This window comes from Nonomuraea sp. JJY05 (assembly GCF_043496855.1).
GTDB lineage: Bacteria > Actinomycetota > Actinomycetes > Streptosporangiales > Streptosporangiaceae > Nonomuraea.
In genome coordinates this window covers 14067-38168 of the sequence record NZ_JBIEIS010000067.1, presented here as the reverse complement: position 1 = coordinate 38168, position 24102 = coordinate 14067, and the positions used below count along the sequence as shown (strand labels likewise).

The 24102-nt window shown below is 70.0% G+C and carries 25 protein-coding genes; 10 read left to right on the top strand and 15 right to left on the bottom strand.

The genetic code is table 11. The features are described 5' to 3' along the window. The first annotated feature begins 201 nt into the window (after positions 1-201). The 4 genes from ACFKCF_RS56420 (at position 202) to ACFKCF_RS56405 (ending at position 4538) form a co-directional block, all read left to right on the top strand. Complete coding sequence (locus ACFKCF_RS56420) at positions 202-1551, top strand: HD-GYP domain-containing protein (RefSeq protein ID WP_192787832.1); 1350 nt, start codon at positions 202-204, stop codon at positions 1549-1551. Continuing rightward, complete coding sequence (locus ACFKCF_RS56415) at positions 1548-2840, top strand: HD-GYP domain-containing protein (RefSeq protein ID WP_394505087.1); 1293 nt, start codon at positions 1548-1550, stop codon at positions 2838-2840. The genes ACFKCF_RS56420 and ACFKCF_RS56415 overlap by 4 nt, the downstream gene beginning before the upstream one ends. A gap of 96 nt (positions 2841-2936) precedes the next feature. Next, positions 2937-4292, top strand: coding sequence for an acetyl/propionyl/methylcrotonyl-CoA carboxylase subunit alpha (locus tag ACFKCF_RS56410; protein ID WP_394505085.1), 1356 nt, complete (start codon positions 2937-2939; stop codon positions 4290-4292). Positions 4293-4325: 33 nt separating this feature from the next. Beyond that, positions 4326-4538, top strand: a complete 213-nt coding sequence (locus ACFKCF_RS56405; protein ID WP_394505083.1) for a biotin/lipoyl-binding carrier protein — start codon at positions 4326-4328, stop codon at positions 4536-4538. Here ACFKCF_RS56405 and ACFKCF_RS56400 read toward each other — a convergent pair. Then, complete coding sequence (locus ACFKCF_RS56400; RefSeq protein WP_394505081.1) at positions 4528-4917, bottom strand: thioesterase family protein; 390 nt, start codon at positions 4915-4917, stop codon at positions 4528-4530. The two genes, ACFKCF_RS56405 and ACFKCF_RS56400, sit on opposite strands and share 11 nt — an antisense overlap. A 259-nt stretch (positions 4918-5176) precedes the next feature. Between ACFKCF_RS56400 and ACFKCF_RS56395 the strand changes: the two genes are divergently transcribed. After that, positions 5177-6757, top strand: coding sequence for a protein kinase (locus ACFKCF_RS56395; protein WP_394505079.1), 1581 nt, complete (start codon positions 5177-5179; stop codon positions 6755-6757). Positions 6758-6760: 3 nt separating this feature from the next. Here the strand turns inward: ACFKCF_RS56395 and ACFKCF_RS56390 are convergent, their stop codons facing one another. The 6 genes from ACFKCF_RS56390 to ACFKCF_RS56365 form a co-directional block, all read right to left on the bottom strand. Continuing rightward, positions 6761-8401: an acetolactate synthase gene (locus tag ACFKCF_RS56390; protein WP_394505078.1), complete on the bottom strand. Its 1641-nt coding sequence runs from the start codon at positions 8399-8401 to the stop codon at positions 6761-6763. 50 nt (positions 8402-8451) lie between these two features. Then, positions 8452-9231: a hypothetical protein gene (locus ACFKCF_RS56385; RefSeq protein ID WP_394505076.1), complete on the bottom strand. Its 780-nt coding sequence runs from the start codon at positions 9229-9231 to the stop codon at positions 8452-8454. Next, positions 9228-9884, bottom strand: a complete 657-nt coding sequence (locus tag ACFKCF_RS56380) for a response regulator (RefSeq protein WP_394505075.1) — start codon at positions 9882-9884, stop codon at positions 9228-9230. Before ACFKCF_RS56380 ends, ACFKCF_RS56385 begins: the two co-directional genes overlap by 4 nt. Further along, the gene (locus tag ACFKCF_RS56375; protein WP_394505073.1) at positions 9875-11038 is read right to left on the bottom strand and encodes a histidine kinase; all 1164 of its coding nucleotides are present in this window, start codon (positions 11036-11038) and stop codon (positions 9875-9877) included. The genes ACFKCF_RS56380 and ACFKCF_RS56375 overlap by 10 nt, the downstream gene beginning before the upstream one ends. Positions 11039-11115: 77 nt before the next feature. Beyond that, positions 11116-11826, bottom strand: a complete 711-nt coding sequence (bioD, locus tag ACFKCF_RS56370; protein ID WP_394505071.1) for a dethiobiotin synthase — start codon at positions 11824-11826, stop codon at positions 11116-11118. 40 nt (positions 11827-11866) lie between these two features. Continuing rightward, entirely contained in the window at positions 11867-12175 is a 309-nt protein-coding gene (locus ACFKCF_RS56365; RefSeq protein ID WP_394505069.1) for a hypothetical protein, read from the bottom strand. A gap of 97 nt (positions 12176-12272) precedes the next feature. Here ACFKCF_RS56365 and ACFKCF_RS56360 point away from each other — a divergent pair, with 97 nt between their 5' ends. Beyond that, positions 12273-12710, top strand: coding sequence for a hypothetical protein (locus ACFKCF_RS56360; RefSeq protein WP_394505067.1), 438 nt, complete (start codon positions 12273-12275; stop codon positions 12708-12710). Between the two features lie 14 nt (positions 12711-12724). On the opposite strand, the gene ACFKCF_RS56355 is transcribed toward ACFKCF_RS56360, so the two are convergent. Continuing rightward, on the bottom strand, positions 12725-14866 hold the full coding sequence (locus tag ACFKCF_RS56355) for a hypothetical protein (protein ID WP_394505066.1): 2142 nt from the start codon (positions 14864-14866) through the stop codon (positions 12725-12727). Between the two features lie 105 nt (positions 14867-14971). Beyond that, positions 14972-15691 carry a GntR family transcriptional regulator gene (locus ACFKCF_RS56350; protein WP_394505064.1) on the bottom strand — a complete coding sequence of 240 codons (720 nt, stop codon included), beginning with the start codon at positions 15689-15691 and terminating at the stop codon, positions 14972-14974. Between the two features lie 481 nt (positions 15692-16172). Here ACFKCF_RS56350 and ACFKCF_RS56345 point away from each other — a divergent pair, with 481 nt between their 5' ends. Then, positions 16173-17642 carry a histidine kinase N-terminal domain-containing protein gene (locus ACFKCF_RS56345; RefSeq protein ID WP_394505062.1) on the top strand — a complete coding sequence of 490 codons (1470 nt, stop codon included), beginning with the start codon at positions 16173-16175 and terminating at the stop codon, positions 17640-17642. 247 nt (positions 17643-17889) lie between these two features. Here ACFKCF_RS56345 and ACFKCF_RS56340 read toward each other — a convergent pair whose 3' ends face one another. Beyond that, positions 17890-18144, bottom strand: a complete 255-nt coding sequence (locus ACFKCF_RS56340) for a WhiB family transcriptional regulator (RefSeq protein WP_185068358.1) — start codon at positions 18142-18144, stop codon at positions 17890-17892. A 270-nt stretch (positions 18145-18414) separates the two neighbouring features. Next, positions 18415-19371 carry a diacylglycerol/lipid kinase family protein gene (locus tag ACFKCF_RS56335; RefSeq protein ID WP_394505060.1) on the bottom strand — a complete coding sequence of 319 codons (957 nt, stop codon included), beginning with the start codon at positions 19369-19371 and terminating at the stop codon, positions 18415-18417. Between the two features lie 88 nt (positions 19372-19459). On the opposite strand from ACFKCF_RS56335, the gene ACFKCF_RS56330 reads away from it, so the two are divergent. Then, complete coding sequence (locus tag ACFKCF_RS56330) at positions 19460-19843, top strand: hypothetical protein (RefSeq protein WP_364754988.1); 384 nt, start codon at positions 19460-19462, stop codon at positions 19841-19843. Here ACFKCF_RS56330 and ACFKCF_RS56325 read toward each other — a convergent pair. From ACFKCF_RS56325 to sodN, 3 genes are all read right to left on the bottom strand, one after another. Then, the gene (locus tag ACFKCF_RS56325; RefSeq protein WP_176573444.1) at positions 19840-20619 is read right to left on the bottom strand and encodes an RNA polymerase sigma factor SigF; all 780 of its coding nucleotides are present in this window, start codon (positions 20617-20619) and stop codon (positions 19840-19842) included. The genes ACFKCF_RS56330 and ACFKCF_RS56325 overlap by 4 nt on opposite strands. Before the next feature lie 17 nt (positions 20620-20636). Then, the gene (locus ACFKCF_RS56320) at positions 20637-21062 is read right to left on the bottom strand and encodes an anti-sigma factor (protein ID WP_127936220.1); all 426 of its coding nucleotides are present in this window, start codon (positions 21060-21062) and stop codon (positions 20637-20639) included. 127 nt (positions 21063-21189) lie between these two features. Continuing rightward, on the bottom strand, positions 21190-21591 hold the full coding sequence (gene sodN, locus ACFKCF_RS56315) for a superoxide dismutase, Ni (protein ID WP_221519206.1): 402 nt from the start codon (positions 21589-21591) through the stop codon (positions 21190-21192). 257 nt (positions 21592-21848) lie between these two features. Here sodN and tnpB point away from each other — a divergent pair, with 257 nt between their 5' ends. Both tnpB and ACFKCF_RS56305 read left to right on the top strand, forming a co-directional pair. After that, entirely contained in the window at positions 21849-23234 is a 1386-nt protein-coding gene (gene tnpB, locus ACFKCF_RS56310; protein WP_394505058.1) for an IS607 family element RNA-guided endonuclease TnpB, read from the top strand. Continuing rightward, on the top strand, positions 23228-23554 hold the full coding sequence (locus tag ACFKCF_RS56305) for a S24 family peptidase (protein ID WP_394505056.1): 327 nt from the start codon (positions 23228-23230) through the stop codon (positions 23552-23554). The genes tnpB and ACFKCF_RS56305 overlap by 7 nt, the downstream gene beginning before the upstream one ends. Here ACFKCF_RS56305 and ACFKCF_RS56300 read toward each other — a convergent pair. Then, entirely contained in the window at positions 23551-23976 is a 426-nt protein-coding gene (locus ACFKCF_RS56300; RefSeq protein ID WP_394505054.1) for a CGNR zinc finger domain-containing protein, read from the bottom strand. The genes ACFKCF_RS56305 and ACFKCF_RS56300 overlap by 4 nt on opposite strands. Between the last annotated feature and the right edge of the window lie 126 nt (positions 23977-24102).

The window sequence follows — 24102 nt, the reverse complement described above, 5'->3', positions numbered from 1 at the left end:
ATTTCCGACTCCGCCCTTGCGGGGACGTCCTCTTCTGTAGCGTTGAACCCCAGAACTCGACGTGGAGGCATGTGGATGTTCAAGGCTATGGTCGCCCGGCTGCTCACGGCCGTCGTCATGCTCACTCCTGTGGTCATGCTGATCGCTGGGGGAGCGCTTCCCCCAGGGGTGTCCTGGACCTGATGTCCGTAGGGGGCCGCAATGCGTGATCTGCCGTGGCCTGCAAGGGTCTATCTGGTCGCCGTGATCGGCGCGGCGGTCGCTCTCATGGTGCGCAGCGTCATGGTCTCCGGGGCCCCCGTGGCCCCGGAGGACCTCGACGTCCTGCTGGTGCTCGCCCTGCTGTTCCTGGTGTGCGAGTCGATGCCGACGCTGCTCAACGTGGAGCAGTTCGCGGTGTCGGTCAGCTTCTCCGCCTCGCTGGCGGCGGTGGTGCTGATCGGGCCGGAGGGCGCGGCGGTGGTGGGGCTGACCGCGATGGTGAGCGTGCGGCCCGGGCTGCCGCTGATCAAGCGGCTGTTCAACGGCGCGCAGTTCGCCATCTGCGGCTACGTGGCCGGGCGGGTCTACGAGTCGCTCCACGGTCAGGTCGGCGTGCCCCAGGTCAACGCGTTCGACGATCTCATCGGCCCCTACGCCGCCGCGATGGCGGTCTTCGTGCCGCTCAACATCGCGCTCACGCTGACCATGATCGGGCTGGCCACGCGGGTGCGGGCCACGGAGGTGCCGCTGCGCGGCATGGCCCAGTTCCTGCTGTCCTATCTCGGATACGGCACGTTCGGGCTGCTGGTGGCCGGGCTCTGGGCGACCGTGCAGTCGATCTCGGCGGTGCTGGTGCTGCTTCCGCTGTTCGTGGCGCGGTGGGCGTTCGGCCAGTATCACGCGCAGCAGCGCTCCTACGACGCCACGATCGCCGCGCTCTGCCAGGCCGTCGAGACCAAGGACTACTACACCCGCGGCCACTGCACGCGGGTCTCGCTCGCCTCCTCCATGATCGCCCAGGAGATCGGCATGGGCCCCGAGCGCGTGCGGGCCATCCGCTACGCGGGCATGCTGCACGACGTGGGCAAGCTCGGGGTGCCCACCAAGGTGCTGCAGAAGGACGGGCCGCTCACCGAGGAGGAGTTCGCCGCGATCCAGCTCCACCCCATGCGGGGCCTGGAGATCGTACGCGGCATCGGCTTCCTCGACGAGGCGTACGCCGGGATCATGCACCACCACGAGCGCCACGACGGCACCGGCTACCCGATGGGGCTGGCCGGCGACGAGATCCCCGAGTTCGCCAAGGTCATCGCGGTGGCCGACGCGTTCGACTCGATGACCTCCGACCGCTCCTACCGGGGCGCCCGGCCCGTCGCGGAGGCGCTCGACGAGCTGCGCAAGACCTCGGGCACCCACTTCGACCCCGTCATGGTCGCGGCCTTCATCCGCGTGCTCGACCGGGAGCCGTGGCAGCCGCCGCGCAAGGTCGAGGCGCCGCCGCCCGACGAGACCCCGATCAAGGACCACGACGACCCGACCATGCCCATCGAGGTCGTGACCGGGCAATGATCACCACGGAGCGCCCGAGGCGCGCAGAACGCTCTCTCAACACGGTCTTCCGCCGGCTCGACTCCGGCCAGCTGCTGCTCATCTGCGCGGCGGGGCTGGTCGCGATCGCGGGCGTCGCCCACACCGCGGCCGTCGGGCTCGACCGCACGGAGATCGCGGTCGGGTTCGGCGCGTTGATCGCGGTCGGCGAGCTGGCCAGGCTCACCATGCCGGGCAACAGGGAGGTCGCGCCCATCGGCGCCGCCGCCGCGCTGGGCTACACGCTGCTGCTCGACCTCAGCCAAAACCCGCTGCGCCACTCCGCCCTGCAGGTCGTCGCCGTGATCGCGGTCGGCATGGCCGCCGGCGCGCTCCCGCACCTGGCGGTCGGCCGCCCGCCGCGGCTGGACGCGATGGCGCGGCGGCTGCTCACCGGCGCGCTGCTGGCCTTCGCGTTCCGGCCCCTGGCCGACCCGCTCTACCTGCTGACCAAGCCGCCGACCAGCACCTGGTGGCCGGCGCTCGCGGTGATGGTCACGCTCATCGCGATCACCCTGATGATCGACGTGCTGATCGCCGCGCTGCTGCGGGCCGAGCGGCTGCGCACCTCGTTCCGGGTGGCCGTGCGCGACGAGGTCAACATGGCCTTCCCGCTGGGCGCGGCCGTGGCCTCGTCGGGCGTGCTGCTCGCGCTGGCCACGCACAGCATGGACCTGGTCGCGCTGCTGGTGTTCGCGGCGCCGCTGCTGGTCACGCAGGTGGCCTTCAGGAAGTACGCCGGGATCCGCGCCACCTACCTGCAGACCGTACGCGCGCTGTCGCGGGTCACGGAGGTCGGCGGCTACGTCGAGCCCGGCCACTCGCGCCGGGTCAGCCGCCTGGCCGTGGCGATCGGCAGGGAACTGGGCATGTCCGAGCCCGAGCTGCTCGAGCTGGAGTACGCCTCGCTGATGCACGACATCGGCCAGCTCTCGCTGCGCGACCCGATCCCCGGCGGCGCCACCGTCCTCACCGAGCCCGACCAGGCGCGGCGCATCGCCGAGCTGGGCGCCGAGGTGATCAGGCAGACCGGCGTGCTCGACCGGGTCGCCGACGTGGTGCGGCGCCAGTGCGATCCGATCACCGACGACCCGCCCCTGTCGAGCCGCATCATCAAGGTCGCCAACGCCTATGACGACCTGGTCGGGCCCTCGACCGACCGGGACCGCGCCGGGGCCGCGCTGGAGCGCATCCGGCTGTCGTCGGGTAGCGCGTACGATCCCCATGCGATCGAGGCGCTCACCCGGGTGATCGACCGCGGGCGGGTCTAGCCCGTACGAATTGTGGAGTTCCTACAGATCATGATCGCCGGATCGGTGGTTTAGAGGGAAAGGAGCCGCGGCGGTCGCGGCTCTAGTGTGGTCGGCGTGTTAATTGAGACGCTCGGACCCGTTCTGGTCGCCAATCGAGGGGAGATCGCGCGTCGGGTCATCCGTACGGTCCAGCGGCTGGGGCTGCGCGCCATCGCCGTCCACTCGGAGGCCGACGGCGACCTGCCGTTCGTGCGGGAGGCCGACGAGGCCGTGCTGATCGGTCCGGCCGACCCCGCGCAGAGCTACCTCGACGCCGGCAAGGTGCTGGAGGCGGCCCGCGCGACCGGCGCCAAGGCGATTCACCCGGGTTACGGGTTCCTCGCGGAGAACGCCGCGTTCGCCAGGGCTGTGATCGACGCCGGGCTGGTGTGGATCGGCCCCGCGCCCGAGGCCATCGACACGATGGGCGACAAGATCAACGCCAGGAACCTCATGGAGCAGGCCGGCGTGCCGGTCGCCGCGGGCACCCGCCAGCCGGTCACCGACCTGTCACTGGCGCTCAGGGCAGCCGACGCCATCGGCTACCCGGTCATGGTCAAGACCGCGGGCGGCGGCGGTGGCATCGGCATGAGCGTGGCCCACGACGACGAGGGCCTGGCCAAGGCGTTCGAGCAGGCGGCCAGGGCGGCCGCCAGGTTCTCGGGCGACGCGCTCGACGGGCCGGCCGTGCTGCTCGAGCGCTACATCGAGCGGGCCCGCCACGTCGAGGTGCAGATCCTCGGCCTGCCCGACGGCCGGGTCGTGGCGCTGGGCGAGCGCGACTGCTCGGTGCAGCGCCGCCACCAGAAGGTCGTCGAGGAGTCGCCGTCCCCGGGCATCACCCCCGAGCTGCGCGAGCGCATGCTGGCCGCCGCCGTGCGCGCCGGCGAGGCCGTCGGCTACCTCGGCGCGGGCACCGTGGAGTGCCTGGTCGACGCCGACGAGCAGGACTTCGTGTTCCTGGAGATGAACACCCGGCTGCAGGTGGAGCACCCGGTCACGGAGCTGGTCACCGGGCTCGACCTGGTCGAGTTGCAGCTGCGCGTGGCGGCCGGCGAGAGCCCCGAGGTGCGGCCCGCGACCGACGGGCACGCGATCGAGTTCAGGGTCTACGCGGAGGATCCCAAGCGGTTCTTCCCCGGGCCTGGCACGATCACCGCATGGGTGGAGCCGGGCGGAGAAGGCGTACGCGTCGACTCCGGTTACGCGGCGGGCAACACGGTCACCCCGTTCTACGACCCGCTGATGGCCAAGCTCTGCGTCCACGGCGCGACCCGGGCCGACGCGCTGGAGACGGCGCGCAAGGCGGTGGACGCGTTCGTCGTCGAAGGGCCCAAGAACAACCTGCCGTTCTGTGCGGAGCTGCTGGACAACGCGGAGTTTGTTACTGGTGTCTACGACACTGGTCTGGTTGGGCGGATGCGGGCCTAAGGTGAGTACATCTGATTCCAGAGGGGAGTTCCGGTGGCTGAGGTACGCGCGGAGATGGTGGCGAACGTCTGGAAGGTCGTCGTCAAGGAGGGCGACACCGTCTCCGAGGGCGACACGCTGGTCATCCTCGAGTCCATGAAGATGGAGATCCCGGTGCTCGCCGAGGACGAGGGCGTGGTGGCGCAGCTCAAGGTGGCCGAGGGCGACGTGATCCAGGAAGGCGACCTGATCGCGGTCATCCAGTAGAGCGGCGCGACCGGGCCAGGAACTTGGCGCGGTCGACGACGATGCGTTCGATGGTGCCGCGGCCCACGACGGCGTGTTTGTCGTGGGCCTCGAAGGCGAAGACCAGCCGCCGCCCGTCGACCTCGGTGAGCTCGACGCCGATCTGCACGTGCGTGCCCAGCGGGCTGGCGGCCAGGTGGTCGAGCTCGACCCTGGTGCCGACCGACGTCTCGCCCGGCGCGAGGTGCTTCTCCACGGCCTGTACGGTCGCCGCCTCGGCCAGCGCGAGCAGTCGCGGCGTGGCGAGCACCGGCACATCCCCGCTGCCGAACTTCTTCGCGGTGTCCGACATCTCGACCATGATGAGCAACTGGGCTCGGAGGCCCGGAGCGAGCGTCATGGGGTCAGCCTACGGCGGCCCGGAGATCGCACCTGTCCAATGGGTCAGCTGACTTCCCGGAAACGCGGACAAGTGCGGGCATAAGGCCCCAGGATAGGGTGTGTACGGCTTAAGACATTTGAGTGGCATGTGAGACAGGTGAGTCGTACACTCTCTGAGTTCCGTGACCACTGTGTGACCTGTCCGCGACGAAAGTTCGCTTTGTTGGAGAGCCGCGGGGTGCAAGAGGTTACAGGTGTAGGGGGGTAACGGGGGAGTCATGGTGGCCCAAGGAACGACGCTGGCGGGGCGGTATCGGCTGGACACCCGCATCGGCGCCGGCGGCATGGGCGAAGTGTGGCGCGGAGAGGACATCGTCCTGGCCCGCACCGTCGCCGTCAAGGTGCTGCTTCCCGGCCGTACGCAGGACCCCGGGTTCGTCGCTCGCTTTCAGGGGGAAGCGCGGGCGATGGCCACGATCAACCACGCCGGCGTCGTCGACGTGTACGACTACGGCGTCAGCGGCGACACGGTCTACCTGGTGATGAAGTTCGTCGACGGCGAGCCGCTCGACCGGCTGCTGGCCAGGCTGGGCAGGATCCCGCCGCAGGCGGCCATGGAGCTGATCGCGCAGGCCGCGTCGGCGCTGCAGGCCGTGCATGATCGGGGGATCGTGCACCGCGACGTCAAGCCGGGCAACCTGCTCGTGCAGCGCGACGGCACGCTGGTGCTGACCGACTTCGGCATCGCCCGCTCCGACCTGGCCAACCGGCTGACCGACGCCGGCATGGTGCTCGGCACGGCCGCCTACTGCGCCCCCGAGCAGGCCGAGGGCGCCCCTGTCACGCCCGCGGTGGACATTTACGCCCTCGGCGTGGTCGCGTACGAGTGCCTGGTGGGGCAGCGGCCGTTCGACGGCGACAGCGCGGTCACGATCGCGCTCAAGCACATCCGCGAGGCCCCGCCGCCGCTGCCTCCCGACATCCCCCAGGCCGTGCGCACGCTGGTCGAGGTCGCGCTGTCCAAGGACCCGGCCAGGCGCTTCCCGACCGCCAAGGCCATGAGCGAGGCGGCCAAGGCCATCGCGAGCGGGCAGACGCCCGCCCCTGCCCCCGAACAGCCGGTGTTGACCACCGGGGCCACCATGGCGCCGCCGGTGGACGCGTACCAGACGGGTGCCCATCAGGCGCGTCCCGCCGAAGAGACGACGACGATGGCCGACCGGCGCCCGGGCGGCCGCCGCGCGGCCAAGGCGCCGCGCAGGACCGGGCTCATCGCGGGCATAGCCGTCGCCGTGGTGCTCGGCGCCGGCGCCACCGCGGTCGCGCTGACGGGCATGACCACCGGCGACGCCACCCCGACGGCCACCGCCTCGTCGGCAGGGTCGGAGAGCACCCCCAAGGTCTCCAAGAGCAAGTCCCCGAAGCCCCGCGTGGAGCCGACCGCGGACCCCGAGCCGACGACCGAGAAGCCGCGGCCCACGGACACCGAGGAGATCAGGCCGCCGACGAAGACGCCGACGAAGACGCCCTCCAGCACGCCGAGCGTCACCAAGACGCCGACCAAGACCCCCACGAGCACCCCGACGTCGACCACCAAGAAGGCACGCGTGCCCAAGGTGGTCGGGCTGCCGTTCCTGAAGGCGCAGGAGATGGTCGAGGCGGCGGGCTTCGAGGAGATCATCCCCGACGACCGGACCTCCACCTCCAATGGCATGCGCTGTGGCAAGGTCAGCCAGACCGCGCCGGGCGGGGGGACGGTGCAGGACGTGACCAAGCCGGTCACGCTGGTCATCGTCGACGGCGTCTGCCCGGAGGACACCACCGGCAGCCCCTCGCCCAGCGCCACGCCCAAGTCGTAGCTCTCACACTCCCGTGGTGTTGCGGGGGTAGGCGATCTGCGGGTCGGTGGCGATGTTCACCAGGTACGGGAGGCCGGAGTCGAACGCCCTGCGCAGCGCCGGCCCGATCTCCGACGGCTTGGTGACCAGCTCGCCGCCTCCGCCCAGCGCGGTCACGACCTGGTCGTAGCGGCACTGCGGCTGGAGCTCGGCGGCCACGTCGTAGCCGTACAGGAACTGCATGGGGTGCTTCTCCAGGCCCCAGATGCCGTTGTTGCCGCAGATCATGACGACGGGCAGCTTGTGGCGGACGAGGGTGTCGACGTCCATGAGCGAGAACCCGGCGGCGCCGTCGCCCAGCAGCAGGACCACCTGCGAGGACGGCCTGGCCAGGCGGGCGGCGATCGAGTAGCCCAGGCCGGTGCCGAGGCAGCCGTACGGGCCGGGGTCGAGCCAGTTGCCCGGCTGCTTCGGCTCGACGTACTTGCCCGCGTAGGAGACGAAGTCGCCGCCGTCGCCGATCACGACGGCGTCGTCGGCCAGGACCTTGCCCAGCTCGCCGTACACGCGCATGGGGTGGATGGGGTCGGAGCCGGAGGCCAGCAGCTCGGCGTCGCCCGCGACGGCCGCGGCGGCCGTGTCGGCCAGCTCCGACACCCAGGAGGCGTACGCGTCGGGTTTGACAGCGGCGTCGCCGCAGGCGGTGCCGAGGCTCCAGAGCACCACGGACAGGTCGCCCGCGGCGGAGGCGGCGGGCTGCATGTGGGTGGCCAGCTGCGAGGGCGCGTCGGCGATGTGCACGACCCGGGCCAGCGCGTCCTTGGTGCCGAACCAGCCGTAGCCCAGGCGGAAGTCGAGCGGCGTGCCGATGACGATGACCAGGTCGGCCTGCTTGAACGCCAGGCTGCGGGCCCGCGTGACCAGCAGCTCGTGGCCCGAGGGCAGGATGCCGCGGCCCTGGCCGTTGGGGATGACCGGCAGCCGCCACGTCTCGGCGAAGTCGCGGGCGGCCTCCTCAGCCCGGTCCATCCACACGTCGGACCCGTAGACCAGCACGGGCCGCTCGGCCTCGGCCAGCAGCCGGGCGATGGTGGCCAGGTCGTCGGGGTCGGGCTCGAGCGGCGACGGCGTCTGCGTGCGCACCTCGTGCGAGGGCGAGGGCGAGAACAGGTGGTCCATGTAGAAGTCGAGGAAGACCGGGCCACGGTGGGGCGCGACCGCGGTGCGGAAGGCCATCTCGACGTCCTGGCCGATGGACTCGGCGTCGGTCGCGGTGAACGACAGCTTGGTGATCGGCTTGAGCAGCGGAGGGTGGTCCAGCTCCTGGAGGGCGCCGCTGCCCCAGCGCGCCTGGGGCGCCCGGCCGCCCATGACGACGACGGGGGAGCCGTTGAAGTGGGCGGTCGCGACGCCGCTGACGCCGTTGGTGATGCCGGGGCCCGCGGTCAGCACGGCCAGGCCCGGTTTTCTGGTCAGCCGGGCGGTCGCCTCGGCGGCGAAGACCGCGCTCTGCTCGTGGCGTACGTCGAGGATGCGCATGTCCTCGTGTACGGCGCCGTCATAGAGGGGGAAGACGTGCCCTCCCGACAGCGTGAACATGGTCTCGACGCCGTAGGCCTTGGAAACGGCGACGGCGGCGTCACCGGCGTGCTTCGCAGACTCCATGCCGGGGAACTTACCAACCAGTCACCAGAGTAAACAGATCTTAAGGATCTTCAGTCGCAGCAGACGGACACCAGGCCCTTCGGCGCCCGCACGACGATCTTCCGCGGTGACGCGGCGTCCTGATCGACGTCGATCTGCGTCTCGACCCCCTCCGCCGTCACGTGGTAGACCGTCCTCGGGAGGTCCAGGCTGACGTTGCCCGCCGTCCGCACCACCGCCTTGACGGTCGTGGGGGCGCTGGCGAACGACAGGTCGACGTCCCCCGAGCCGATCTCCACGTCGGCCGCCTCGACGTCGAGATCCTTGGCATCGATGCTGCCCGTCCCGCTCCTGGCCCAGATGGTGCCGGAGAGGTTGTTGACCAGGAGGTTGCCGGCGACGGTGGACAGGCGCATCTTGCCGAACAGGTCGTTGACGCTGAGCCGGCCGTTGCCCGTGCCGGCCTCGACGTCGGTCTCCGGCGGCACGTAGATCACGTAGTCGGCCCAGCAGACGGGGCCGTTCGGCTGCTCCTCACCGGGGCAGACGGCGTCGAGCTGCAGGGTGCTGGAACGGACGTCCCAGTCCTCGGTGATGGTCGGCCGTTCCCTCGACCAGCGCAGCGACCTCTCGATGAGCAGCTCGCCCGCCCTGCCGGGCAGGATGGTCAGGTCGACCTGGGTGCCCTTGCCCGTCTTGACGCGTACGTTCTTGTGCTCGAAGGCGATGGACCTCTGCGTGTTCTCCTCCGGCAGCCTGGCGCGCGCGACCCCCTGCCAGAGCCCCAAGGTGGCGAACAGCAGCGCGATCGCGGTCGCCACCGCGCCCGCCGCCAGCCAGGCGGCTCTCACGGCAGGCTCCTGATCTTGAGGAACTGCAGGACGGCGAGCACGCGCCGGTGGTCGCCCTCGGCCGGCGACAGGTCGAGTTTGGTGAAGATGTTGCCGATGTGCTTGCCGACCGCCCCTTCGCTGAGCACCAGGGCCTGGCCGATGCCGGCGTTGGAACGGCCCTCGGCCATGAGCTTGAGCACCTCGTGCTCCCTGGGCGTGAGCCGTTCGAGCGGGTCGCTGTTGCCGCGCAGCAGGAGCTGGGCCACGACCTCGGGGTCGAGCGCGGTGCCGCCGGAGGCCACCCTGCGCAGCGCGTCGATGAACTCCGCCACGTCCGCCACCCGGTCCTTGAGCAGGTAGCCGACCCCGCCCGTTGCCGCCGAGGCGAGAAGCTGGGCGGCGTAGCGCTCCTCGACGTACTGCGAGAGCACCAGGACGGCCAGGCCCGGCTGCTGGCGGCGCAGCACGAGCGCGGCCCGCAGGCCCTCGTCGGTGTGCGTGGGCGGCATCCTGACGTCGGTGATGACCAGCTCGGGCTTGTGCTCCGCGGCTGCCCGCAGCAGCCCCTCGGCCTCGTCCACGGCCGCCACCACCTCCATGCCGGAGGCGTCCAGGAGCCTGATCAGCCCCTCGCGCAGCAGTACGGAATCCTCCGCGAGCACTACTCGCACGGCAGCTCCACCTCGATCGTCGTAGGGCCGCCCAGCGGGCTGGACAGCCGCAGCGACCCGTCCACCGAGTCGATCCGCTGGGCCAGGCCGCGCAGCCCCGTGCCGCCGTCCAGCCGGGCTCCGCCGCAGCCGTCGTCGTACACGAGCAGGTACAGGCGCTCGCGCTCGCGCCGCACGCTCACCTCGGCCCTGGTGGCCGCCGCGTGCTTGGCGATGTTGGTCAGTGCTTCGGACACGATGAAGAAGGCCACCGCCTCGATGGTCGGAGTGGCACGCCGTTCGATGTCGACGTGGAGTTTCACGGGGAACGGCGCGCGGGCGGCGACGCCGGACAGGGCCGCGTCCAGGCCCTGGTCGTTCAGCACGGCCGGATGCAGGCCGCGTACGAAGTCGCGCAGCTCCTTGAGCGCCTGCTTGGCCTCCTCGTGCGCCTGCGCGATGGCGTCGCGGGCCGGTTCGGGCAGGTCGGTCAGGGTGGCCCTGGCCAGGCCGAGGTTCATGGCGAGGGAGACGAGCCGCTGCTGGGCGCCGTCGTGCAGGTCACGCTCGATCCTGCGGCGCTCGGCGTCGGCCGCGTCGATCACCCCGGCCCGGCTCTCCGTCAGCGTCTCGATCCGCTGGCCGAGCTCCGAACGGCTGGGCCCGAGCAGCGTACGCGCCACCGACAGGTCCAGCGCCGCCATGCCGCGCGCCAGCACCGGCGCGAGCACCAGGAGCACGAGCCCGAGCACCATGTAGATCGCCACGACCTTGCCGTCCCTGAGGTCGAACTCCTCGAACTCCATCGGCGGAGGCTGCAACCTCTGCGGCAGGAACGACAGCAGCCCCACGATCGCCCCTCCCCACGCCACCGCCACCAGGAACGCGCCCGCGAACCCCACGAACGGCGACAGCAGGTGGTAGCCGATCTGCCGCCACGTGGCCCGGCTGCGCCAGCTGCTCGGGGAGCGCACGGGCGGGATGTGCGCGTCCTGGAACGCCTCGAACCTGGACCGCTGCACCCTCGTGAACAGCGGCACGCTCCGCATCAGCAGGGGCGGCCACACGACCAGGACGAGCGTCAGCCCGCCGAGCAGCACGGCGACCGGAAGACCGATCATCACGTGAGCCGTGTCGAGCCACGCCCGCACCGACCACGGACGGGGGACTTTCATGGCTCAACGGTATTGAGCAGCGCGTGAGACGCGAAATAGCCCTGGTGTGCTGATGAAGGGTGGGGTTTTCCCCACCCTCAAAGCGCCGCCTTGAACCCGGATGGATCGAAAGAGCCCCCCAACATCGCGCCCAGCCCTCTCCGCGCCACCTCGGCGAACTCCTCCTCGCCCATCCCCCCGGCCCCTTCGGGCAGCACCCCGGCCAGCGGCCGCGCGGCCAGCATCTCCAGGTCGCACACGCAACTCCGCTCGACGATCCCGGGCTCACCGGGCCAGCTCCCGATGACGATCCCCGTCGGCTCGAGCCCCCGGTTCGCCATCGCCTCCAGCGTGAGCGCGGTGTGGTTCACCGCCCCCCGCCCGGGCCGGACCACGACGAGCACCTGCGCGCTCAGGGACCGGGCAAGGTCCCCGATGGTCCCGCCGTCCTCGTCGAACCGCTCCAGCAACCCTCCGGTGCCCTCCACGACCACCATGCGATTGCTCTCGGCCAGCTCCCGTACGAGCTGCCCCACCTCCGCCAGCGACACGGGCGGCACCCCGGCCGCACGGGCGGCGGCGGCAGGCGGCAGCGGCTCGGCGAACCGCCGAACTTCGAAGGTGGTGCTGACCCCGGACATCCGGATCACCTGATCCACGTCGCCGGCCTCGCCGGGCGCGACCCCGGTCTGCGCGACCTTCACCACGGCCACCGAGGCCCCCCGCCGCCTGGCCAACACCGCGAGCGCCGCCGTCACGACGGTCTTGCCGACCCTGGCGTCGGTGCCCGTGACGACGAGGATGCTCATAGCCCCAGCGTAGGCCAGCCCGTCCGGGCGCCCGCGAAGGTCACGTCCATCCGGGGAGGTGCCGGGCCTGCTCCCGCGCCACCGCCGGCGAGACCTTCTCCGGCGTACGGCCGAGCTCCTCCTCCAGCTCCGTGATCACCTTGGCGGCTTGTGTCCTGAGCCGCCGCCGGTGGAGGCTCAGCTCCTCACCGAACTGCCTCGCGACCGGCCCCACCCAGACCGCCGTCCCGGTGAACTGCCTGTACGGCTCGTCCAGCGCCGTTTCGAGCTGCGCCACCAGCTGCCGAACCCTGGCCAGGGTCTGCTGCAACGCTTGGTGGCGCGGGTTCAGCACAGGGGTCTCAGTCATCTTGACCTATCCTTTATCCGCGATAGCCGTACGGTGCGGGCGGGGCGGTTGCACTATGAGAGCGACAAGGGCTCGACGGCTGAGCGGAGGCGACCCCATGACACCTGTGCGCCTCGGCGTGCTCGCCATGGCGACTCTCGCCTTCCTCACGTCCTGCTCCAAGCCGGACACGGGCCCTACGGCCGCTCAGGCAGGTGAAACCCTCAAATCGCACATCACCCAGGTCATGCGGCAGACGGGGTTGCGGGATGTCGAGGTGACGGATCCTGGCGGCAAGGACGTTTCCTGCGGGGAAGGTGGAACCAAGCGCACTTATGGCGCCAGGTCGACGTTCGAGGGCGACGGCGACGGTTTCGTGCTCGAGATGACTGAGCGATTGCGGGCCACGTGGGGTTACAAGGTGGACATGGCCTCCGCTACCGCGTCGCACAAGACCGTTTTCAAACTTGCGTCGTCCCGCACCTCGGTCACGGTCGACATGCCGACCGAGCATGAGATCACCGTGGTGGGCGAGACGGACTGCGTCCCTGGCTGACAGGCACATCTCCTTCAGTCGCTCCCCACCAGGATCGCTCTGAGCTTCTCGTCCTGCGCCGCGAGAATCTTCTCCGTCTGCTCGTGCCCTCCGGAGGACTTCAGGGCCGCTCCTTCCACCATCTTTCCGAAGGTGCGGCGGTCCGCATCGCTGTCGATGCTGCCGTTGTCCTTCAGCCACCTCAGGAACGCCTCGGTCTTCTTCGGGTCCCGGTTGATCTCCGGGAACGGCCGGAGCCTTCCTTCGCCGTCGACGATGAGCGGATCGGTAGGCGGCCGGAACGAGACCGGCGCGCCCTTAATCGTGTACCCCCTCGCGAGAAGCCCCGACGCGATCTGATGGAGCACCATCCGCGACTGTGCCAGCTCCTTCGAATTGACCTTCGGCAACCGAGCCTCTGGCTCCAGGGCGGTCCCGAGCCCGTCCTTGATCGCCCAGCTGAGCGCCATCCAGCCCACCGCCGCGGGAGCGCCGCCGGCGGTGGGGAGGAGGAGCATCGCGCTGTCCATGCCCTTGTCGAGGAGTTGCTCGAAGGCTTCGAAGCCCTCCCTGTCCTCCACATCCGCGGTGCCGCGCACCACCTTCATGGCCGCGAACTGCATCCCCGAGACCATCCCCAGCCGCGAGAAGAGCTGCTCGACCGCGGTCTCCCGCTGGAGGCCGTTCGGGGGTGGATGGGCTATCCGGTCCTTGTCGACGCGCACGCTCTCCGCGAACAGCCGTTGGGTGAGCGCGGCCATGCCGCGGTCGAACGGCTCCATGTGCTCGTTCGTGTCGGCGAAGGTCTGCAGGAAGTGGTAAGCGTCGGTAAGAGACAGGCGGAATGCGGGGTTCGTTCCGGGAAGCTCGTCGTCGAACCTCCCGAACCTGCTCGGCCTGCCGGAGTCGGGATCCAGGGACTCCGCGCTCGCCGCGAACTCGGTGGCGTACGAGCCGCCGATCTCCGCCAGCCGCAGCCTCATGGCGTCGGTCAGCGCGAAGCGGGGCGCCGCGGTGATCACGCCGAAGGCGAACCTGGCGGCGTCCTCGCTGTGTGCCCCGTCCTGCTCGTCGCGGACGCCGGACGCCGAGGCCAGCACCTGGGCGAAGCTCTCGCGGGTCCGCAGGAAGACGGCGGGATTGCCCCGCGGCTCCGCGCGGGCCAGGAACTGGTCCATCCTGGCCAGCACGGTCGCCAACTCGGCTTTGGGCAGCGCGAGCGGCAGGCGTCCCGGCCACGGGGAGCCGGGCGCCCAGTCGCTGGAGAGGGCGCCGATGGCCAGGCGGGCCGCCGCCGGGTCGGCGCTGAGCGCGTCGAGAAAGCGCGCCGTGGTGCCCAGCGCGATGGTCTCGGACGTCAGCGAGCCGTTCAGCATGGGAATCACCGCGTTGTCGCGGCCCACGGCGGCGAGCCACGCGGTCGGGAAGCGGCCCTCGCTGACCAGCCATGACAACGCGTCCCTGGCCGCGGCGTCGCCGCCGCGCTCGAGTTCGTCCATGACCTCGGCCATGCCGGGAACCCGGGCGGAGGCGCTCGTGGCCGCGGCGAACATCCTGCTCAGCTCGCCGAGCGCCGCCTCTCTGGAGTCCGCCTCATCGCTGACGGACATGGACCGGCCGTGCTCGAAGAACTCCCTGATCTGCCGGGGCAGCGCCAAGGTGCCCGCCGTGCCGAGCCCGGCGAAGAAGGCGGCGGCGACGTCGGCGTCGTCCCGGTGTTCCAGCAACCGCGCGAGCAGGTCCCGGTGGCGTTCCTTCAGCTCGTCGGTGACGACCTTGCCCGTCGTCTCCTTGACGTACCGCTTGTAGAGCTCGCTCAGCGCGGCTCCCGCGCGGCGGGCCTCCTCCGGCGAGGTGAACGGCACCGCGGCCTCGTCATAGGGCACGAGCCCGGCGGTCCAGCCGGGCAGCCAGTCGGGGACCCGCTTGCGGATCAGCTCGTTGCGTACGCGCAGGCGCGGCACCTGGGAGCCGGCCCAGTCCTCGATCTCCTTGAGTGGAGTCAGCGCGGCGGCGCCGACGCCCACGCGTCTCAACTCCGTGCGGATCGCCTCGGCCTGCCCGCCGATCGACGCGTGCGCGCGGCTCAGGGCGGTGATGAAGGCGTCCATCTGGTTGGGATCGATCCCGGACAGGTTGGGGTTCAGCGGCCCCGTCCCGGGAGGCGTCGGCGACATGGTGTCGGTCCCCACTGTCTCTTCGGCACGTGACCCCAACTGTCCCATGAGGCGGCACGGCTGGTCAGGAGTACCGCCACTCATGCGCAGCCGGACTGGCTCGGGTCAGGGGCGTCGCAGGCGGGTGACGAACTTGTAGCGGTCGCCGCGGTAGAGGGACTGAGCCCACTCGACGGGGTTGCCGTCGGCGTCGAAGGCGTGGCGGGTGAGAAGGAGCATGGGGAGCCCGACGTCGACGCCGAGGGCCTTGGCGTCGTACGGGGTGGCCAGGACGGTCTCGATGATCTCCTCGGCGTCCGTGAGCCGGACGTTGTAGGCGTTGTGCAGCGTTTCGTACAGGGACGCGTGCACCTCGAGCTCCCGTCGCAGCCGGGGGAAGCGGCGCGCGGACAGGTGGGTGGTGTCGATGGAGACCGGCTCGCCGTTGGCCAGCCGGAGGCGGTGGATGCGCAGCACGCGGCCGCCCGGGTTGATGGCCAGGCGCCTGGCCAGGGCCTCGTCGGCGGTGATGTAGCCGATCTCGAGTATCTTGGTGTCCGGCTCCAGGCCCGCCGTGCGCAGGTCGCCGATGTACGAGGTGAGCTGCAGCACCTGCGCCACCTTCGGCTGGGCCACGAAGGTGCCCTTGCCCTGGATGCGCAGCAGCCGGCCCTCCACCACGAGCTCGGTCAGCGCCTGCCTGACCGTGGTGCGGGAGGTCTCGAACCGGACGGCGAGCGTGCGCTCGGGCGGCAGCGCCGTGCCCGGGGGCAGGGTCTTCGTGAGCTCGAGCAGGCTGCGTTTGACGTCGTAGTACTTCGGTACGCGGGGGCCGTCGTCGGTCACGCTCTCACCTTCACTTCTGCCACGGCGGTGAGGGCGTGTCTGATCACCGCGAGATCATCGGAACTCACATCGGCCCGAGCGGTCAACCGCGGGCTGTGGCGGCCGACCGGCACCGGGCGGGCACGGTTGCCGGCGCGCACGGATCCGGGCAGCTCAGGCTGATTGTGAAGGATATCCACAGCGGCGTACGCGATCGCAACCGAGGCCGGTCCGTGATCCGTGTCGCGGCGGAGCCACCTGCCCGTGCCGATCACCTCCGACTCGTCCCGTCTGCGGTTCGAGCAGCTCTTCTGGTGTGACGGTTCTCACAATATGAGATTCCCGATATGTCGAGTTGGGTGCACGATGCCGTATCTGCCGTCACTGTGCGAATGAGCGGGTGTGCGGCCGTGCCGTGCGGAGTCCTGCCCGCGTATCCGGGCGCGCATTCAACCAGGGAGCCGGTTTGGTTGTTGCGGGGAAAAGCACGCATGATGCACCTGTGCCGACTCTCAGCGACCTCGTAGCCCGCCACACCGCCCTCGACGGGGCGGATCTCGACTGGCTGCACTCGCTGGTCTCCGACTGGCAGCTGCTGGCCGACCTGTCGTTCGCCGATCTCATCCTGTGGGCGCCGCTGCTGGGCGAGAGCGGCTGGATCGCGATCGCGCAGATGCGCCCGACCACCGGTCCCACGGTCTACCACGACGACATCGTCGGCAGCGTCGCCGCCAAGGGCGAGCGCCACCTCATCGACACCGCCTGGAACGAGCGGCGCATCTGCCGCGAGGGCGATCCCGACTGGTCCACGGGGGTTCCGGTCCGAGAGGAGACCATCCCCGTGCGGCGGACCGTCGAGGGCGGCGAGGGCCGGTTCCTGGCGGTCATCCAGCGCTCCACGAACCTCTCCTCCGCCCGCACCCCGTCGCGCCTGGAGCTGACCTACCTCCAGAGCGCCTCCGACCTGGCGCAGATGGTGGCCGAGGGCCGTTTCCCGTTCTCGGGCGAGGAGCCGATCCTGGTGCGCTCGCCGCGCGTCGGCGACGGCCTGCTGCGGCTCGACCGGGCCGGGCGCGTCACGTACGCCTCGCCCAACGCCCTGTCCGCCTACCGGCGGCTCGGCCTGCACGCCGACCTGGTCGGGGCCGAGCTGGGCCGGGTCACCGCGACGCTCTGCTACTCCGACGAGCCCATCAACGAAGATCTCATGATCGTGGCCAGCGGGCGCGCGGCCAAGGAGACCGAGGTCGAGTCGGGCGGCACGATCGTGCAGCTCAGGGCCATCCCGCTGATCGTCGGCGGCGGCCGCATCGGCGCGCTCGTGCTCATCAGGGACGTGACCGAGCTGCGGCGCCGCGAGCGCGAGCTGATGACCAAGGACGCCACCATCCGCGAGATCCACCACCGGGTGAAGAACAACCTGCAGACCGTGGCCGCGCTGCTGCGCCTGCAGGCCAGGCGGCTGCAGGTGCCCGAGGGCAGGGAGGCATTGGAGGAGGCGGTGCGCCGGGTCGGGTCGATCGCGATCGTGCACGAGACGCTGTCTCATGCGCCGGAGGAGTTCGTGGACTTCGACGAGATCGCCGACCGGGTGTTCGCGATGGCGGGGGAGGTGTCGGCCGCGGAGGTGGCCGTCACGCCGCGCCGCGTCGGGGGCTTCGGCGTGCTGCCTTCGCTCATCGCCACGCCGCTGGCCATGGCGCTGACCGAGCTGCTGCAGAACGCGATGCAGCACGGGCGGCCCAAGCGGCTCGAGGTGGTGGTCGAGCCCGCGCTCGACCGGCTGAACGTCACGGTGTGGGACGACGGCCGCGGGCTTCCGGCCGGCTTCGACCTGGACAGCTCCACCAGCCTGGGGCTGCAGATCGTCCGCACGCTGGTCGAGGGTGAGCTTTCCGGCCGGCTCTCGATCGAGCCGCGGCTCGAAGGGGGCACGGAGGTCACGCTGTCGATCCCGCTCCCGGCGGCCTGATCCCGGTTCGTACGCGTCCGTCGGGATTCGACGGGAGTACGGGGGCTCGGCGCGTCGGGTGCGGGCATGTCGAACGGCGGCGGTGCGTCGGCCGGGGTGACGGCTTGGGCGCTGGCGCGTCCGGGCGGGTGGCGCGGCGGCCGGCGGCGACGCATCGGGGCGAGGAGGGGTGCGGCGGCGCGCGAGCCGATCGGGGCTCGGGCGACGCGGGGTCAGATAGTGGTGGAGATCAGATGACGGTGGCGGGTCAGGCGGTGAGGCGCGCGCGGTGGCGAGCGGTGCGGCGCTTGAGAGCGCGGCGCTCGTCCTCGCTGAGGCCGCCCCAGACGCCGGCGTCCTGCCCGGACTCCAGCGCCCACTTCAGGCAGGCTTCGACGGCCGAGCAGGAACGGCAGACCTGCTTGGCTTCTTCGATCTGCATGAGTGCCGGGCCGGTGTTGCCGATCGGAAAGAACAGCTCGGGGTCCACGTCACGGCAGGCAGCTCGGTGGCGCCAGTCCATGCGTCCACTCCTTAGTAGATGGAGCCTCTGGTCGGCTCCGTGCGGCTACTACTTTGTGAAGAGTTTCACTAACTCGCGCGAACATGACCCGGACCTGTGAGGACCGGGATCGCCCGCTGACACTCGGAGAACCTTGGGGTGGTTAAAGGTCCTACGTTCCGATGTCAGTCTTGAGACTGTCAGCCACGCTGAGTGCACGCAAGAGGGTTGACGGGAAGTTTTGGGTGTTATGGCTGTCGGATGCGTCACACAATGACCGAATGTAACCACCTAGACCAAAACTTGTAATGCGTTCGGTGTAGACCGGAATGTTACGGTTTCGTATTCGCCCAGGTAGTCCCCGTCCAGCTGGAAGGCCACCGGGCGCTCCGCGGTGAGCGTGAACTCGGCCTCGTCGTGCAGCTGTACGAGGTGCCGGCCGGCCGGAAGGGCGTCACTCTCCGTGAGAATCTGTCGGATCAATGGCACGAGTGACATCGGTCCCATCCGGCGCAGCCCGAGAAGGTCGAGCCCGGTCTCGAAGCTCGCCCACGGGGTCGGGTGGACGGGCCTGCTGCCGACATATGTCCATGGTGAGGTGTTGGAGATGATCGCCATGAACAGCCCGCGGGCCCTCGGTATCCCCGGACCGGTCAGGGTCATCGCCGGATGCCGTTTGTCCGTGGCCAGATAGTGCCGTAGGGCGGTGTTCACGTACCGTGCGGGCGTGGCCTTACGGCCGCTTCCCCTGAGGCCTTCCACGGCCCGTACAACCTCTGCGTCGTAGCCCATGCCCGAGCAGAAGGTGAAGTAGCGGCTCTGGCCCTCCCATAGGGCCTGCCCCAAACCCACGGTCCTGCGCCGGTCCTCCCTGAGCGCCTCCAGCACCGCCCCCGTGGACTCCACCGGGTCGTTGGGCAGCCCCAGCGCGCGGGCGAACACGTTCGCGCTGCCTCCGGGGATGACGACGAGCGCGGGCCGGCCCTCGATGCCGGGTGGGACGTGGTCACCGTTCACCGGGTTGAGCAGGCCGTTCACGGTCTCGTTGATCGTCCCGTCGCCGCCGAGCACCGCCACGACGTCGTACCCCTTGGCCCGCGCGGTGGCGGCCAGCGCCGCGGCGTGCCCGCGGTAGCGGGTCTCCTCCACCGTCAGCTCCACGGCCGCGCCGAGCGCGCGGATCAGCACGTTACGCGTACGGGCGTTCGTGGTGGTGGCCTTGGGGTTCACCAATAGCATGGCGCGCATAGCGCCAGCGTATCCGCTGGACTTGTGGGCGTTATCGGCCGAACGTCCTATTTCTCGGACCGCCTGACCCGGGGGGTAGGGTACGGGCGTGAATCGTCGTCCGGTCACCCTCGTCATCGCCGCCGCCATCGTCGCCCTGGAGGGCCTGGTGGCGCTCGGGCTCGGCATCTACGTGGCCGTGGAGACCCTGGTCAGCACCCCGGCCAACCTGACCACCGCCATCGCCGAGTCGGCGTTCGGCGTGCTGGTCGGAGCGGGGCTGCTCTGGGTGGCGTGGGGCGGGCTGTTCAAGATGGAGCGGTGGGGGCGGTCGCCCGGTGTGCTGACGCAGATCTTCATGGTGCCGATCTCCGTCACGCTCATCCAGTCAGGCCAGCCCCAGCTCGGGATCCCGCTGATCGTGATCGCGGTGGCGGGGTTGGCGACGCTGCTGGCGCCGCCCACCACGCATGCCCTCTACGGAGACGGCTAGTCTTCGGCGGTCAGGCCCTCACGCAGCTGCGCGAGGGTGCGGGCCAGCAGGCGCGAGACGTGCATCTGCGAGATGCCCAGCTCGGTGGCGATCTGCGACTGCGTCATGTTGCCGAAGAAGCGCAACAGCAGGATGCGCTTCTCCCGCGGCGGCAGCCGTTCGAGCAGCGGTTTCAGCGACTCGCGGTATTCGACGCCCTCGAGCGACTCGTCCACGATGCCGAGCGAGTCGGACACCGCGGGGGCGTCATCGTCGCCGGAGTCGGGCGCGTCGAGCGACACGGTCGAGTAGGCGTTGGCCGACTCGAGGCCCTCGAGCACCTCCTCCTCGGTCATCTTCAGGTAGGAGGCCAGCTCGGCGACCGTCGGCGCGCGGCCCTCGCGCTGCGAGAGATCGCTTATCGCCTTGGTCAGCGAGAGCTTCAGCTCCTGCAGCCGGCGCGGGACGCGGACCGCCCAGCCCTTGTCGCGGAAGTGGCGTTTGATCTCGCCGACGATCGTGGGCGTGGCGTACGTGGAGAACTCCACGCCGCGGTTGAGGTCGAACCGGTCGATGGACTTGATCAGGCCGATGGTGGCGACCTGGGTCAGGTCGTCGAGCCACTCGCCCCTGTTCCGAAAGCGGCGGGCCAGGTATTCGACCAGGGGAAGGTGAAGCTCGACCAGCTCGTCTCTGATGCGCTGGCGGCGCGGCTCCTCGGGGCCCAGCTCGGCCAGCTCGGCGAAGAGCATGCGGGCACGCACCCGGTCGGGCACGGCGTGTTCGCTGGTGGCCATGGCTCCAGTCCTTTCCGTCACGCCGGCCTCGCTGCGCCTCGGCGCTTACGCAGGACGATAGCCATGCGATCTGGGGAGTCGGTCACCGCGTCGACGTCGTCGGCCAAGGCGGTCAGCACCATCCAGGCGAAGTCATCGCGTTTGGGCGCGGAGCTGCCGACCGTGGCCACTTCGACCCTGACCTGCATCTCATGCCCGGTCAGCTCGAACTCGGCGGTGAGGTCGGTGCCGGGCACCGCCTCGCTCAGCAGCATGGCGCACGCCTCGTCGACCGCGATCCGCAGATCCTCGATCTCGTCGAGCGTGAAGTCCAGCCGCGCCGCCAGCCCGGCGGTAGCCGTACGCAGCACAGACAGGTAGGCACTGGCGGCGGGGAGCCTGATGCTCACCACGTCGCGGATGCCGGCCACGCCCTCCGCGCGCGTCTCGGTTTCCTCGGTCACGTTCCTCCTCGCGATTCCGACGCCAACTGCAACTTACCGCCCCTGGGAGGTGCTTGGACGATTCAGACTCGCCATCAACGGAAAAGGCTCTGCACGGCCGCTGCCGCGCAGAGCCTTATGTGCCGTTTTAGGCGGCCTTGGTCTCCCAGAAGATCTTCGAGATCTCGTCGATCTTGCCCAGCAGGTCCTCGGCCTTGGAGACGTCGACCGTGCCCTTGGCGCCGGCGGCGCCCGCGAGCTTGGTGGCGTCCCAGAAGAGCTGGTGAAGCTGAGGGTACTGCTCCAGGTGCGGCGGCTTGAAGTAGTCGGTCCAGAGCACCCACAGGTGGTGCTTGACCAGCTCGGCCCGCTCCTCCTTGATGGTCAGCGCGCGGGCGCGGAAGACCGCGTCCTCGTTGGCCGCGTACTTTTCCATGATCGCCTTGACCGACTCGGCCTCGATGCGGGCCTGAGCGGGGTCGTAGACCCCGCAGGGCAGGTCGCAGTGTGCGGAAGCGACATGCTTGGGTCGTAGCAGTCGTGCGAGCATCAGAAAGTCCTTCCTTGATGCTGAATCAGCTTGGTCCACAACCGACCTTACTCGGGTCCTGAACGCCCGCGGGTAGGGGGGATTCATCGACGCTCGTCGGTTCTTGCGCGTGTCGGCTCTGACCCGGGATGGCCGGTGGATGGACTTGATCGGCAACGTCGTCGGTACCCGCGGGCCAGCGTCCCGATATCGCTCAGGTGTTCTATTTGATCATTGCATGATAGTAGTCTCACGCTCGCAGAGCGTGGTAGTCGGAGGTGGGTGAGGTGCAGGTCATACAGGCGTACCGGTTCGCCCTCGATCCGACGCCTAGACAGGTGGGCGGGCTGGCGGCCCATTGTGGGGCGGCCAGGGTGGCGTTCAACTGGGGCCTGGCGATGGTGAAGGCGAACCTGGCACAACGAGCTGCCGAACGCTCTTATGGCCTCGACGGAGATCAGTTGACGCCGCCGGTGTCGTGGTCGATGTACGCGCTGCGTAAACGCTGGAACGCGGTCAAGTCCGAGGTCGCCCCGTGGTGGGCGGAGTGCTCCAAGGAGGCGTATGCCTGTGGTCTGGAGCGGTTGTCGTCAGCGCTGAGCAACTGGAGCAAGTCCCGCACCGAAGACCGTAAGGGACGAAGGGTGGGCTTCCCTCGCTTCGCGTCCAAGCGCAACGGCACACGTTCGGTGCGGTTCACCACAGGGGCGATCCGGCTTGAGGGGCGCACGCATGTGGTGTTGCCGCGGGTGGGCCGGATCAAGACACACGAGTCGACCCGCAAGCTGGCCCGGCGTATCGAACAGGGCACCGCAGTGATCCGCTCAGCCACCGTCCGATGGGAGAGTGGGCGGTGGTTCGTGTCGTTCTCTGTTCTGGTCGAACGTGCCGACCGCCGCCCTGCGCGGCCGGACGCGGTGATCGGTGTCGATCTCGGCGTAAAGACCCTGGCGGTGTTCTCCGACGGTCGGTCCACCGCCGAGAATCCGAAACATTTGATGGTTGCGCTCCGTCGGTTGCGTCGCCTCTCGCGGACAGTCGCGCGCCGCCAAGGTCCCGATGGGCGGACTGGCCGGGCTCCGTCCAAGCGGTGGAAGCGGGCCGATGTCCGACGCAATCAGGTCCACCACCGGGTGGCCCGCCTGCGCCGCGACGCCATCCACAAGCTCACCACCGATCTGGCGGGTGAGTACGGCACGATCGTGGTAGAAGATCTCAATGTGACCGGGATGCTGCGAAACCGTCGGCTGGCCCGGGCCGTTGCTGATGCCGGTTTCGGCGAGATCCGCCGCCAGCTCGGCTACAAGACCCGGTGGAGCGGCGGCACCCTGATCGTGGCCGGTCGCTGGTATCCGTCGTCGAAGAAGTGTTCGGGCTGCGGGGCAGTGAAAGCCAAACTCCCTCTGCACGTACGCATGTACGTTTGTGAGTCCTGCGAGCTGAGCATTGATCGTGACCGCAACGCCGCGATCAATCTCGCCTCGCTGGTCAAGGAATCCGTCGCCGGGAGTGGCCCGGAGACGCGAAACGGACGTGGAGCCGACCGTAACACCTCGCTTGACGGGGCTGGTGGCTGCGAAGCGTCTACCCCGCAACGGGCATCTTCTGTCCGGATCAGACGGGGACCTTCGCCCAGCAATGAGCGAATCATTGAGGAGTGCTGACACTCAGTGAACGGTCACAGCCCATGAGAGTGCGTGTCGAGGGCGATTCGATGCGCCCGGCGCTGGTTCCCGGCGACTGGCTCCTCGTACGCCGGGGCGCCACCGTCCACCCGGGTGATCTCGTGGTGGCGCGACTTCCCGGTGATCCCGACCAGCTCATCGTGAAACGGGCGCAGTGGCACGGGCAGGACGGGTGGTGGCTGGAGAGCGACAACCAGCGGGCCGGCGGGCGGCGTGACAGCTGGGACTTCGGGCCGGTCCACGACATCGTGGGCCGGGTCGTGCTGCGTTACTGGCCCCTGCTGCGGAGGCGGCGTTAGGAGCCGTTGCGCCGGCGGGCGCGGAAGGCGGCGACGTTCGCGCGGCTGGCGCAGCGGGAGGAGCAGTAGCGGCGGGAACGGTTGGACGAGGTGTCCAGGAACGCCTTGCCGCAGCGCTGCTCCTGGCACCGGCCGAGCCGGTCCGCGCCCAGCTCCGCCACGACCGCGGCCAGGCCCATCACGGCGCAGGCGGCGGTGTCCTCGGCCAGGTGGAGGTGCCAGCCCGCGCCGTCGTGGTCGGTGAGCTGGGGGCGTACGGGATAGCGCACCAGCAGGGCGTTGAGCCGCGCCGCCACGGCCCGCTCGTCCTCGGCCTCGTCGAAGGCGGCGGCCAGCTCCTCGCGCAGCGGCCTCAGCTCCGGCGGCGGGTCCGGATCGTTGACCAGCCGGACGGCCCACTCGGCGTAAGAGGTGAGGTCCATGCGGGTGTATTACATCACGGGTCCCGCCCGACGGGGCCGGGCCTTCCGTCCGGGAGTGCGGTCAGGCGCGGCTGAGAAGGCGCTTCAGGGGCCCGCGGGCCGGGGTGCGGGCCGTCGGGGCGGGGC